A 13,432-nucleotide genomic window follows, 5' to 3' on the forward strand; every position below is an offset into this window, starting at 1 on the left:
GCTTCGAGCTGCTGGACGCGGCGACTCACGGGATGGCGGCCTTTCAAGAGACAACTGGGCGCCTTGACACCACTGATAGTGGTCATGCCAAGCGCCCAATGCTGAGTGGCAAGTTTTGAGCACTGACTTACACTGCGATACACCCAATGCGAACGAATGACTGTTCAACGGATCGATAGGTCCCACGGCAATCCGGGCATCACTTAATGATCTGGGTGAAGCCAACATGAAAACGGTCGCGGCCCTTTTCACCTGTCTGCTCGCTGCCAGCGTGTGCGCGGCGACAAGCACCTGTGCAAATGCTGCGCCCCCTTCGCCACTCTTCAAGACCAGCTTCGACTGCGCCACGGCAAGGGCATCCGTCGAAAAGCTTATCTGTCGCGATCCGCAACTGGCACAGATGGATATCGAACTGACGCGTCTTTATCGCCTGGCGCTCACGGATGAGCATTCAGTACCGCGTCCAGACAAAGTCATGATCGACCAGCAGTTCTGGATCGAGGCCCGCAATCAGTGTGCCTCCGAGCCTGCGCCCAAGGCGTGCACGATCCGACGTTATGCCGAGCGCGCGTACCAGCTACGCCAAGGCTCGGCAATTGTGAGAACCAAGGATCCAGACAGACTCACCGAAGGCCCCCTGGCTTTTCGTTGTACGGGGTTTAACGCGCTGATTGCCGCCACCTTCTTTAGCACGCAGCCTGGTGTCGTGTACCTGAAATGGGCGAACACCTCGATCACCCTGAGCCAGGTCCAGAGTGATTCGGGAACCCAATACACTGGCAAGGATTACCAGGGGAACTACAGCTTCTGGCAAAACGGCAACGTGGTCCTTTTCCAGAAGCCAGGTTCAGGGGAAATGAGTTGCACGGCCGAGCCGGTCGGCTGATTTTCTGCCTCTTTTAAATGGCGGAAGGCAGCGGGAGTCGAACCTGCCCGGGAACGGCTGCCGCCCCCAACCGGGTTTGAAGCCCGGCCGCGCCACCGGACGCGATTGCCTTCCTTGAAGTCAGCCCTCGGATCGTTGTGCCAGAGCATTCTCCGGACGGATGTGGCGCTGGCCGCCGAGCCGCCGGGTCAAGCCGATCCGGTCGAAGAACTCGAGTATCTGGATGCTGCGCTTGCGGCCGATCCCGACCTTGTCGCGAAACGTCGCCGCGTGAATCAGCGGATTGTCGGCGACCAGTTGCAACAGCATAGCTGCCAATTGGCGCACCGAAGCGTCGAGGTAAAACAGGTCACGGACAACCTGGTGAACAAGCCCTAATCTCGCCATCTTGCGCAGCAGCAAGCGCACGGCTGCTTCGTCACATCCAACGGCGCTGGCGAGGTTGCGCACCCAGGGTGGATCGAAGCCCGCCTGTTCGAACAGTGGCTGCAACTGTTGCCACAGGGCCTCGTCTGCTTCACTCAGTCGCACCCGGTGTTCGGGTAAGTGCAGCCACGCTCCACTGACTGCAATGGCGCCGCTGGACAGCAGCTCGTCGAGCAGACTGATAAATGTCGGTCGGTCCAGCGGTATGGCGGCGAACCGGCGCAAGCGATCCCGGTCTGGCCCCAGCTCGTCCGGCTCACGTTGATGAAAGCGCGCCAGGTGCTCCAGCAATGAAGCTTTCAGCGTCTCCCAACGTACAGTGTTGAACAATAACGGACCTTGGCGCGTAGCAATGACACGAACATCTGCCGGCAATTGCCAGGTGCTGCGCAGACGATTGAACTGGCGTTCCAGGCGCAAGGGGTCGAGCCCGCTGTCACTGTTGGCAAGCAGCACCGGCAATGCTTGCTCCAGATTTTCGCTGGCGGCCAGGGCCTGCAACTGCATCAGTCTGGTCGGACTGCGGCGCTGACGGGCCGGTGCAAACGGATCGAGCACCCGCCCGCCGCCAAGAGTGCGCCGCGCGCTCTGATCGCGCAGGACCAGGCGGTCGCCATGCACCGTCTGCAATGGCGTGTTCAGCAACAGTTGCGCGAACATCCGCTCACCCGGTGCCAGGCTTGTGCCCTCCAGCAAGGCGACCCGGGCGGTGACGTCCTGCGTACCCAAATGCACGTGCACCGGGCTGAAATGTTCAAAGGCACGTGGTTCACTGGTCAGCAACTGCATCTCGATGTCCAGGCGCTGCGTGGGCGCGAACAGCCACTCGGCCAGCAACCAGTCACCGCGGTGAATCTGTTCCAGGGCCAGGCGCTCGGCACTCAGGTTCAACGCCACTCGCTGCCCGGCCCAGGCCTCGACGGCGACGTGGTTCTGCGCATGCAAACTGCGCACTCGCACAGGCTTGCCTGTCTGACCCAAAAGTAGTGTGTCGCCCACCCTCACCTGCCCGGCCAGCGCTGTGCCGGTGACCACAATACCGGCTCCGGCGACGCTGAAGGCTCGGTCGATTGCCAGACGGAATCCCCCGCAGGTGCTGCGCTGCCGGACCTCACGCTGGGCGGCCAGCAATGCCTGGAGCAAGGCATCAATGCCCTCCCCGGTCAGGCTCGACACGGCGAACTGCGGCGCGCCGCAATAAGACCCTGGCGCCAGCAACGCGGCGACTTGGGCGTGTACCGACTGAACCCGAGCGGGCTCAACCCGGTCGCATTTGCTGATCACTACCAGTGCCTGGGGGATGCCCAGTAGCTCGACGATTGCCAAATGCTCGCAGGTCTGGGGCATGACCCCGTCATCGGCAGCCACCACCAGCAACACCAGATCAATGCCCTGGGCGCCAGCGAGCATGTTGTGGATGAAGCGCTCGTGACCGGGCACGTCGATAAAACCGGTCATGTCCGCCCCAGGTTCCAACGGCGCATAAAGGAAACCCAGGTCGATGGTGATGCCACGTTCGCGTTCTTCCCGACGACGGTCGCCGGCCTGCCCCGTCAGGGCCTTGAGTAAAGCTGTTTTGCCGTGGTCAATGTGTCCAGCGGTACCGACGATCACCTTGCCTCCCCCACCCCTTGCAGCAGGTCCAGTTGAGCGAGCCAGGCCGCCTCGTCGTCCAGTTGGCGCAGGTCCAGCCACAGGGCATCGTCGTCGATACGACCGAGCACCGGAATGGGCAAGGCTCGCAACGCGGCTTCCAGGCCAAGCAATTGCCGTCCACGCAAGCGTTTGGATACGAGCGGACGCAGGCACAGGGCAGCGCTTGGCAACCGAGCCACCGGTTGGCTGCCGCTGCCGATCATTCCCAGCGCCGGCAACGCGGCCACTCCCCAGCCGTCGCCCAGGACACGCGCCAGCAGCGGCCGCAGGCGTTCGGCCTGAGCGAGGATATCGGCCTGCGGACGGGTGAGCAGGCGCAGGCTGGGCAAGCGTTCGGCCAATCGGTCGGGGTCGCGGTACAACCCCAGCACGGCCTCGAGGGCGGCCAGGGTCAGTTTGTCTACGCGCAAAGCCCGTTTGAGTGGGTTCTTTTTTATCCGGGCGATCAGGTCCTTGCGACCGACGATCAACCCTGCCTGAGGACCACCGAGCAACTTGTCACCGCTGAAGGTGACGATATCGGCCCCGTCGATCAGGGCCTGGCGCACCGTAGGTTCTGCCGGCAGACCCCAGCGGGTCAGGTCCAGCAGACTGCCGCTGCCCAAATCTTCAAGCAATGGCAGTCCGTGCCGGTGGGCCAGTTGCGCCAACTCGGCAGTCGGTACCTGGGCGGTAAAGCCCTGGATGCTGTAATTGCTGGTGTGTACCCGCATCAACAATCCACTGCGCGGGCCGATGGCGGCTTCGTAGTCTCGGGCATGAGTGCGGTTGGTGGTGCCGACTTCATGCAGCTTGACGCCGGCCCGAGCCATGATGTCGGGGATGCGAAATGCACCGCCGATTTCGATCAGCTCGCCACGGGAGATGATGCCCTCTTTGCGCGCCCCCAGGCTGTTGAGCGCGAGCAACACGGCGGCTGCGTTGTTGTTGACCACCGTCACCGCCTCGGCACCGGTCAGCTCGCGGATCAGGCCTTCGATCAGGTCGTCGCGGTCACCGCGCTTGCCACTTGCCAGGTCGAATTCCAGATTGAGCGGATAGCGGGCAGCCTGCTGCACCGCCTCGATCGCTGCCTCCGGCAACAGCGCCCGACCGAGGTTGGTATGCAGCACCGTGCCGGTGAGGTTAAACACCCGTCGCACCCGACTGCGGTGTTGGGTTACCAGGCGCTCGCCGGCCCTCCCTGCCAATACCTGAGCCGTGAGTTCAATGGCGTCAAGCTGGCCCAGTTGAACCGGTTCGCGCAGGTCATCGAGCAACTGCCGCAGGGTGGCGAGCAAGGCATCGTGGCCATAACGTTCGGCCAGTGGCTGGCAGGCGGGGCTGCGTAACAGGCTATCGATAGAGGGCAAATGCGTGGGGACGCTGGCGAGTCTGGCGGGCATCAAGGAGGCTCCCTGAAACGGTTGACCGTCGCGCGAGCACAGTTGAACAGGCTCCGGTCCCGGAAACCTGAGTGTAGCCGCTGCGATCAATCTCCCCCGGGCGTCAGCATCAGATTCGGCGCCAGGCGCTGGTAGCCTTCGAGATCCAGGCGCATGTCCAGCGTCAAGCTCGCCAGGTCCGCCGAGAGCGCTTCGGCCTCAGCGTCATTTTCCAGATAGAGCAGTTTCAGGTAGCGGTTGCACCCGGGGCAGATTTCAGCCCGCAGTGGCGCCTGGTTGGCCGGGTGGCGGTCATCCTCGAAACTGACGTAGCTGAGCCCCTTGCTCTGCTCGCAGTAGACGCATTTGACCCGCACCACATGCCATTCGCAGGCACACAGCGAACACACCAGGTAACGCAGCCCGTTGTATTTGCCTCGCTGGTGAATCACCCCGGCCATGGCCGGTGAACCGCAGGCCGGGCATTGGCCAAGGCTGGCGCAAGGCTTCAGTTCGCACGCCGGCAGACTGAGTAGCCAGTGGCTCCATGCCGCCTGCAAGGCCGCGCCGAGAAACGGCACCACGGCTGCCGGCAGTCCCGCGTACTGGCCGCTGAGCAAGGCAATTGCCCAGACTTTGCGTTGTCCGACGCTAGCGTTGTGCAAGGTTGCCACGGCATTTTTCACGGCAGATCGCGGCGGTGCCTGGTAACGCCGCAGCAAGGTTTCCAGGTATGGCAGCCAGCCGTCCTCGCGCACCAGACTGTCGGCGGCCAACGGTGGCAAACCATGCGCCTGGCACAACAACAGGCGTTCGGGGGCCTGCGCCTGCGCTGACGGCGGTTCGTCCAACAGGCTCTGCTGGACGTGGCACAGACCGGCGACCAGATGCAGATAGTCGGCCAGTGGATGCCCGCTGGCCAATCGCTCCAGGCGCACAGCGCGCAAGGTGAACAGGTTGTGCGGCGGCAGACGCAGGAACGGTGGCGTGCTTGCGGCTGCCTCGATTTGTCCGGGCTCGAGAATCGTGCTCAAGGCATCATCCTTTTTTGCTTATCGGGCGATCGGGTGGCTCATCGTGCGTCACTTCTCGATACCAGAGCGCATGGTGTTTTTTCGCCCAGGCTCGGCTGACCCAACCATGCAGCATCGCGCTGACCGAGCCCTTGATCCAGATGCCGGCGTAGATGTGCACGATGATGCTCAGCACCAGCACGAACGCCGCCAAGGCATGCAACAGCATCGCCAGGCGAATCGACGTGATACCGAAGTATTGGCTGAAATAGGCCCGCCAGATCACCACCCCGCTAAACAGCAGCACCAACATGCAGGCCAGCAGGGTCCAGAACAGCAGCTTCTGCCCAGGGTTGTATTTGCCGATCGGCGGTACGCCCTCCTCTTCGTTGCGCATCACCCGGTCGATCCGTTTGAGCCACAGGCGATCGTTGGCAATGAAAAAATTGGCCCGCCAGAAGCGGATCACCAGCCCCAGGAAAAACACGAACATCAGCACACCCATGAAGGGGTGCAGGATGCGCGTCCAGGGCCCGCCGCCGAACAGCTGGCTGAGCCAGAACAGCGACGGGTGGAACAGTGCCAACCCTGACAAGGCCGCCATGAAGAACAGAATCGCCACCAGCCAGTGGTTGGTCCGTTCGTTGGCGTTATAGCGCTGGATCGTTTTGTCGTTCATGGTCGTTTTCCCTCCTGCGATCCAGGCGTGTTCGGGTCATAGACATGCACGGCCGGGTCGACCTCGTGCACGCTGGTGTCCTTGCCCGGCGGATGTTCGTCTTCCTCGACGCGCTGCGGGCCGATGCGCACGTAGTGGAAGAAGCCCGCCAGCACCGCGGCCCCCATCGCCAACAACGCCAGTGGTTTGCTCACGCCTTTCCACAGTCCTACCAATGGGCTGATGACCGGCTGATTTGGCAAGCCGGCGTACAACGATGGCTGGTCGGCGTGATGCAGGACGTACATCACGTGCGTGCCGCCGACGCCGGCGGGATCGTAGAGACCGGCGTTGTCGAAGCCCCGTGACTTGAGGTCAACGATGCGTTCGGCGGCGTGCTCTTTCATGTCCTCCTTGCTGCCGAACACGATGGCGCCGGTCGGGCAGGTCTTGACGCAGGCCGGTTCCAGCCCTACCGACACCCGGTCCGAGCACAGCGTGCACTTGTAGGCCTTGTGGTCTTTGCGCGAAATGCGCGGAATGTTGAAGGGACAGCCGGTGATGCAATAGCCGCAGCCGATGCAATGGTCCTGGTCGAAGTCGACAATGCCGTTGGCGTGCTTGATGATCGCCCCCGGACTTGGGCACGCCGCGAGGCAGCCAGGTTCGGCGCAGTGCATGCAGCCATCCTTGCGGATCAGCCATTCGAGGTTGCCGGCGTCGGTTTCGTGCTCGGTGAAACGCATCAGGGTCCAGGTCTCGGCGCTGAGGTCTTGAGGGTTGTCGTAGGTGCCATGGTTGTGACCCACCTCGTCGCGCAATTCATTCCATTCCGAACAGGCCACCTGGCACGCCTTGCAACCGATGCATTTGGTGGTGTCGATCAGCTTGGCGACTTCCTCCTGTTGACGTACCGAAGGCGGCAAGGTGGTGGTGGCCGAACGGGCAATGATGTCTTGGTTGGCCATCAGATTTTCTCCACGTTGACCAGGAATGACTTGGATTCCGGGGTCTGCATATTGCCGTCACCGAGAAACGGCACCAGGGTGTTTGTCAGGTAGCCATGCCGGGTTGCCCCCGTGAAGCCCCAGTGCAAGGGGATGCCAATCTGGTGCACGGTCTGGTTGTTGACCTGCAGCGGACGGATCCGCTTGGTCACCACCGCCACGGCCTCGATATGCCCGCGCTTGGAGCTGACCCGCACCCGGTCGCCGGCGGCAATGCCCTTCTCCTTGGCCAGGGCTTCGCCAATCTCGACAAACTGCTCGGGCTGAGTGATGGCATTGATCGGGCAATGCTTGGTCCAGAAGTGAAAGTGCTCGGTCAGCCGGTAGCTCGTGGCGGCATAGGGGAAGTCCTTGGCCGTCCCGAGCGACTCCCAGACCGAATCGAAGATGCGCCCGGCCGGGTTACTGGTCGCCTTCTTGTTATTGGGGTGCAGCGGGTTGATGCCGATCGGCGTTTCGAACGGTTCGTAATGCTCCGGGAAGGGCCCTTCGTTCATCTTGTCGAGGGCGAAGAAACGCGCCACCCCTTCGGGGTTCATGATGAACGGGTTCATACCCGCTTCCGGCGGCACGTCGGCCTTGTAGTCAGGCACGTCAGTGCCGCCCCAGGTCTTGCCGTTCCACCACACCAGACGCTTTTTCGGATCCCAGGGCTGGCCCTTCGTGTCGGCCGAGGCGCGGTTGTAGAGAATGCGCCGGTTCATCGGCCAGGCCCATGCCCATCCCAGGTTCTGCTTCATTCCGAAAGGGTCGCTGTTGTCGCGGCGGGCCATCTGGTTGCCCTGCTCGGTCCAGCTGCCGCAGAAGATCCAGCAGCCCGACGCCGTGCTGCCGTCGTCCTTGAGCTGGGCGAAACCGGACAACTGTTGTCCGGCCTTGAGCGTCGTTCCCGTGGCATCGGTGACGTCGGCCATCGCGTAGCCGTTGAACTCCTTGGCCAGCTCTTCCGGTGTCGGATCGTCGGGCACCTTGTAGGGCCAGCTGAGCTTGAGAATCGGCTCGGCGAAGGCACCGCCGTTGGCCTGGTAGCGCTGACGCAAACGGATGAACAGATCGCTCATGATCTTGATGTCGGTGCGTGCTTGCCCCGGGCCGTTGGCGCCCTTCCAGTGCCATTGCAGCCAACGACCGCTATTGACCAGTGAGCCGTCCTCTTCGGCAAAACACGTGGTGGGCAGGCGGATCACTTCGGTCTGAATGCTGGCCGTTTCGACATCATTGTAAGGCCCGACATTGCGCCAGAATTCCGAGGTCTCGGTGGCGAGCGGATCCATCACCACCAACCACTTGAGTTTGGCCAGCGCGGCCATCACACGGTTCTTGTCGGGCAAGGCGGCGATGGGATTGAAGCCCTGACAGACGTAGCCGTTGACCTGCCCCTTGGACATCATGTCGAACACTTTCAAGATGTCGTAGCCGGGGATGTCGAGCTTGGGCAGCCAGTCGTAGCCCCAGTGGTTGTCCACGGTGGCGTTGGCGCCGTACCAGGCCTTCATCAGGCTGACGTGGAACTTGCCGTAGTTCTGCCAGTAAGACAGCTGCCCGGGCCGCAACGGTTTGAGTGCACGCTTGGCAATGTAGGTGTCGTAATCCTGCTCGGCATCGCTCGGCAAGGTCAGGTAGCCGGGCAGCAGGTTCGACAGCAGACCAAGGTCGGTCAGACCCTGGATGTTGGAATGCCCGCGCAGCGCATTGACGCCCCCGCCCGGCATACCGACGTTGCCCAGCAGCAGCTGCACCATGGCCGCGCTGCGAATCATCTGCGAGCCGATCGAATGCTGAGTCCAGCCCAGGGCATAGAGGATCGTCATGGTCTTGCCCGGTTGCGAGCAGGTGGCGATCTCTTCCCAGATCTTCTGCATGGCGTCTTGCGGCATGCCGCAGATCTGGCTGGTCAGTTCCAGGGTGTAGCGGCTGTAATGCTGCTTCATCAACTGGTAGACGCAACGCGGATGTAGCAGGGACGGATCGACTTTGGCGAAACCGTCCTCGCCGATTTCATAGCCCCAGCTGGACTTGTCGCTGTAGGTGCGTTTGGTCGCATCGTAGCCGGTAAACAGCCCGTCCTCGAAGCCGAAGCCGTCCTTGACGATGAACGACACGTCCGTATAAGCGTGCACGTACTCGTGCTGGATTTTGTTTTCAGTGAGCAAATAGTTGATCAGACCGCCCATGAAGGCGATGTCGGTGCCGGTGCGAATCGGTGCGTAGTAATCAGCCACCGAGGCGGTACGGGTGAAGCGTGGGTCGATCACGATCAGCCGCGCCTGATTGTGCGCTTTGGCTTCGGTCACCCATTTGAAGCCACAAGGGTGGGCTTCGGCGGCATTACCGCCCATGACCAGGACCAGATTCGCGTTGGCGATATCGGTCCAGTGGTTGGTCATCGCGCCACGGCCATACGTTGGGGCAAGACTTGCCACCGTCGGGCCATGTCAGACACGTGCCTGGTTATCGAACCCCAGCATGCCCAGACTGCGAACGACCTTGTGGGTCATGTAACCGGCCTCGTTGGAAGACGCCGAGGCGGCAAGAAAACCCGTCGTCAGCCAGCGGTTGACCGTCTGGCCCTGGGCGTTCTTCTCGATGAAGTTGGCGTCACGGTCGGCCTTCATCAGGTCGGCGATGCGATCCAGCGCTTCATCCCAGGACACCCGCGTCCACTCCTTGCTGCCCGGCTTGCGCACCTGCGGGTATTGCAGCCGGCTGGGGCTATGGATGAAGTCCAGCAGGCCGGCGCCTTTGGGGCATAGCGTGCCGCGATTGACCGGGTGGTCGGCGTCCCCTTCGATGTGGATGATGCTTTGGGTGACGTTCTTGGCCGCATCGCCCTGGCTATACATGATCAAGCCGCAACCGACCGAACAGTAGGGGCAGGTATTGCGGGTTTCATGGGTATGGGCCAGCTTGAAGTGGCGGACTTGTTCGGCGAAGGCCGGCGCTGGGGCCATGCCCAGTGCAGCCAGGCTGGAGCCTCCAAGGCCGATAGCGGCGACCTTGAAGAACTGACGACGGTTGAGGTCCATCGTGCACTCCTGATCAGGTGAAGTTACCCGGAGTTTGACCGGGAAATCCTGGACGATCACGGTGGCGGAATTACGGCCGCCGACACTTGAAACTTTAGTCAAGATTGCACGGGATGTAACGAAACCCGATCGTCGGCGGCGTACTCAGAGCTCCGGCGCGTCATTGCCTCTTTTCCCCATCACATCATCCACCCAGCTCATGGCAGCAATGACCGTCGGGAAACCGATGGTGCTGGTCAATGCGATCAGTGTGTGATGGATCTCCTCTGTCGTGGCGCCCGCCGCCAGCGCTCGTCGGGTATGACTGTGCACGGCGCCTTCCGAGCGGATCGCCGCCGCGGCACCGAGCTGAATCAGCTGGACGGTTTTCTCGTCCAGCGGCCCGGCATGATGCACCGCTGTACCCAAGGCCTCCATGGCACTGAAGTAATCAGGGTATAGATGCTTGAGACGTTGGTACGTGTACGGGTTATGGCTGCTCTTGCTGTCCATCTTTATCTCCTCGCGTTGACGGTTCGATTCAGTTCTGGCCCTTCACTTCAGGCAGCGCTCTACAAGCTCCGCGGCGTTGGTGACTGGGGTTTCGCACGTGTGGTTTCGGCAGACATAGGCGCTGGTTTGCTCCGCGAGCGCATGCCGGCCCGCGCCGATGGGCACATCCTCGGCAAAAGCCAGGACGCGTGCCGGCAAGTAGCGGCGCTGCAGGCTCGCCACCAGGGCGCTGGCGGTGGAGCGGTCGCCGGCAATGACGATGCTGATCGGGCCACGCTGTACCCAGTCCTGCGCCGCCAGCAGATGAGCGAAGCCGAAGGGATTCTGGGCGGCTGCGGAGCGGTACATCGTAAACACCTGCTCGGCGCGCTCGCGGTAAAGCTCGCGGCCGGTGAGTTCAAAGAGTCGCAAGAAAGCGAACACGCAAGCCGAGGTCCCCGACGGCCAGGCACTGTCGTGTGGCGCTCGAGGCCTGTGCACCAGCGGCTCGCCATCGCTGGGCGTGAAGTAGAGTCCGTCCTCCCAGAACGTATCGAGGATCACTTCGACCAGTTGCGTGGCGCGTTCGAAATAGCGTTTTTCGAAGTCGCACTCGTAGAGATCGATCAAGGCGTTGGCAAGGAAAGCATAGTCTTCGAGGAAGCCTGGAACCTTGGCCGTGCCCTCCCGCCAAGCCCGGTACAGACGACCCTCGAAGGTCAAGAGTCGGTCCAGAATGAAATCGGCGGCGCGCCTCGCGGCATTCAGGTGGGTTGTGGTTCCGGTCGCCTGGTAGGCGGCGCAGAGGCCCTGGATCATTAGCGCGTTCCAGCTGGTGAGGATGTTCTCGTCGCGACCCGGACGAATACGTTGGGTTCGCGCCATCAATAACCTGTCGCGCAAGCCCTTGAGTTGCACTTCCTGCGCTGCGTCCAGTTCGACTGCGCGGTGCAGCACGCTGCTGCCATGTTCGAAGTTGCCGGCGGCGGTGACGCCGTAAGCCCGACAGGCCAGCGCGTCATCCGGCTCGCCGAGCACAGATTGCACCTGAGCGGGCGTCCACACATAAAATTTGCCTTCTTCACCCTCGCTGTCAGCGTCTTCACTGGCGTAGAAACCGCCGTCAGGGTGGGTCATGTCACGCAAGATGTAGTCGATCGTCTCCTCGAACACCCGTCGCCAGGCAGGATTGCCGGTCTCGCGATAGCAGTCGGCATAGAGCTTCACGAGCTGGCCGTTGTCGTAGAGCATTTTTTCGAAGTGAGGCACGGCCCAGCGTTCATCCACGCAGTAACGAGCAAAGCCGCCGCCCAGATGATCGTAGAGCCCACCGGCGGCCATGCGATCAAGAGTCAGCTCCACAGAACGCAGCAGATCCGGCTCGTGTAGACGCTGATAGAGACGCAGGACGAGATCATGGCAGGCCGGGTTGGGAAACTTCGGTGCATTGCCCAGACCGCCGTGCACAGGGTCGGTGTTTCGGGCAAACAACCGGGCCGCGGCGGTCGGTTGGTCTTGCTCCAGCGGAGTATCGCCTTCCAGTATTGACGTCTCCAGCTTGCGATAACCCTGAAGGAACTGCTCGACGTTCAGTTGCAGCGCCGCGCGGTTGTTCTGCCAGGCGTCGCTCAAACCGAGCAGGAGTTGAGTGAAGCCTGGCCTGCCATAAGCCTCCTGTGGCGGGAAGTACGTGCCGCCGAAGAACGGCTCGCGCTGCGCAGTCAAGAACACGGTTAGCGGCCAGCCACCGCCCTGCCCCATCATCTCTACGACTTTTTGATAGATGTCATCGAGGTCAGGCCGTTCCTGGCGGTCGACTTTGATGTTGATAAAGTGTTCGTTCATCAGGCTCGCGATCTGCGGGTTCTCGAATGACTCGTGAGCCATCACATGACACCAGTGGCAGGCGGCATACCCCAGCGACAGGTGGATGGGTTTGTCCTCGTCCCGCGCGCGACGGAACGCCTCCTCGCCCCAGGGATACCAATCCACGGGATTCTCTGCGTGCTGCCGCAGATAGGGCGAAGTTTCGTTGGCGAGTCGATTGCTCATGGCAGGCTCCTCACGCCGGGTTCCTCAGAACAGCCCCAACTGCAAACGCGCCGCCTCGGACATGCGGCTTTGATCCCAAGGCGGGTCCCAGACGATCTCGACCTCGACCTCGCTGACCCCGGGAATGGCCTGGACCTTGGCGTGTGCCTCCTCTTTCAGCACGTCGCCCATTCCGCAACCGGGCGCGGTCATGGACATCTTGATCTCGACTCGCTGGCCCCCGTCGGCGAGCCGTCGGGCTTCACAGAGGTAGATCAACCCGAGATCGACCACATTCACCGGAATCTCTGGGTCGTAGACGGTGCGCAATATGTCGAGCACCTGCTGGATGTCGAAGGCACCGCTGACCGCCGGTTGCACGCTCGCCAGAGGTTGCCCTGGCGGGTGAGCATCCTGGCCCAACGCATCGGCGTCACCGGCGGCGATTCGCGCCAGCCGGCCTCCGGAGATTTGAACCGTGAAGCTGCCCCCGAGCGCCTGGGTCACTACCACGCGCTCGCCGCGCCCCAGTTGCAGTCGCTCCCCTCCTGGAATCAGCGTCACCGCGCAGTCCCGCGTGAGCTCGACCGGTTGCAGATAGCCCGGTTTATTCGGGTTATCGAAGTGAAAGCCGGCGCCATGCAGGTCATACGCGAAATCAATGGACACGCCATCGGCTCGCTGTGCGCTCGCGGGATCGAGCAACAGCTTGATGCCGTCTGTTTCGACTGTGATGTCACCTTCGACACCGCGCTCGAAGAAAAACTCATGCGCGAAGTGCTCGTCGATCCTGAGCCGTATCCCGCGCACATGCCCATCCGCCAGAGCATCGAGCAAGACTTTTCGCGCCGAGTCGCTGAGGTGAATACCGGGGATTGGTAATTTGGCTGCCAT

Annotated in this window: 10 protein-coding genes and 1 tRNA gene; 1 reads left to right on the forward strand and 10 read right to left on the reverse strand. The window is 62.1% G+C overall.

All coding sequences use genetic code 11. The annotated features are described in order from the left end of the window. Positions 1-226 precede the first annotated feature (226 nt). A complete protein-coding gene (locus tag AC1RPZ_RS01430; protein WP_493134054.1) occupies positions 227-886 on the forward strand; it encodes an MliC family protein in 660 nt (219 codons plus the stop codon). Positions 887-904: 18 nt separating this feature from the next. On the opposite strand, the gene AC1RPZ_RS01435 is transcribed toward AC1RPZ_RS01430, so the two are convergent. From AC1RPZ_RS01435 to sufT, 10 genes are all read right to left on the reverse strand, one after another. Continuing rightward, positions 905-1,000, reverse strand: a tRNA-Sec gene (locus tag AC1RPZ_RS01435). Between the two features lie 6 nt (positions 1,001-1,006). After that, entirely contained in the window at positions 1,007-2,926 is a 1,920-nt protein-coding gene (gene selB, locus AC1RPZ_RS01440) for a selenocysteine-specific translation elongation factor (RefSeq protein ID WP_493134056.1), read from the reverse strand. Further along, complete coding sequence (gene selA, locus AC1RPZ_RS01445) at positions 2,923-4,353, reverse strand: L-seryl-tRNA(Sec) selenium transferase (protein ID WP_493134058.1); 1,431 nt, start codon at positions 4,351-4,353, stop codon at positions 2,923-2,925. Before selA ends, selB begins: the two co-directional genes overlap by 4 nt. 86 nt (positions 4,354-4,439) lie before the next feature. Beyond that, entirely contained in the window at positions 4,440-5,366 is a 927-nt protein-coding gene (gene fdhE / locus AC1RPZ_RS01450) for a formate dehydrogenase accessory protein FdhE (protein ID WP_493134060.1), read from the reverse strand. Between the two features lie 4 nt (positions 5,367-5,370). Next, the gene (locus AC1RPZ_RS01455) at positions 5,371-6,024 is read right to left on the reverse strand and encodes a formate dehydrogenase subunit gamma (RefSeq protein WP_493134062.1); all 654 of its coding nucleotides are present in this window, start codon (positions 6,022-6,024) and stop codon (positions 5,371-5,373) included. Further along, the gene (gene fdxH, locus AC1RPZ_RS01460) at positions 6,021-6,971 is read right to left on the reverse strand and encodes a formate dehydrogenase subunit beta (RefSeq protein WP_493134064.1); all 951 of its coding nucleotides are present in this window, start codon (positions 6,969-6,971) and stop codon (positions 6,021-6,023) included. The genes AC1RPZ_RS01455 and fdxH overlap by 4 nt, the downstream gene beginning before the upstream one ends. Next, a complete protein-coding gene (gene fdnG, locus AC1RPZ_RS01465) occupies positions 6,971-10,036 on the reverse strand; it encodes a formate dehydrogenase-N subunit alpha (RefSeq protein ID WP_493134066.1) in 3,066 nt (1,021 codons plus the stop codon). The genes fdxH and fdnG overlap by 1 nt, the downstream gene beginning before the upstream one ends. Positions 10,037-10,180: 144 nt before the next feature. Continuing rightward, a complete protein-coding gene (locus AC1RPZ_RS01470; RefSeq protein ID WP_493134068.1) occupies positions 10,181-10,528 on the reverse strand; it encodes a carboxymuconolactone decarboxylase family protein in 348 nt (115 codons plus the stop codon). Positions 10,529-10,570: 42 nt separating this feature from the next. Beyond that, the gene (locus AC1RPZ_RS01475; protein ID WP_493134070.1) at positions 10,571-12,559 is read right to left on the reverse strand and encodes a thioredoxin domain-containing protein; all 1,989 of its coding nucleotides are present in this window, start codon (positions 12,557-12,559) and stop codon (positions 10,571-10,573) included. 24 nt (positions 12,560-12,583) lie between these two features. After that, positions 12,584-13,432, reverse strand: coding sequence for a putative Fe-S cluster assembly protein SufT (gene sufT / locus AC1RPZ_RS01480; RefSeq protein ID WP_493134072.1), 849 nt, complete (start codon positions 13,430-13,432; stop codon positions 12,584-12,586).

This window comes from Pseudomonas sp. GW822-FHT02D10 (assembly GCF_058802345.1).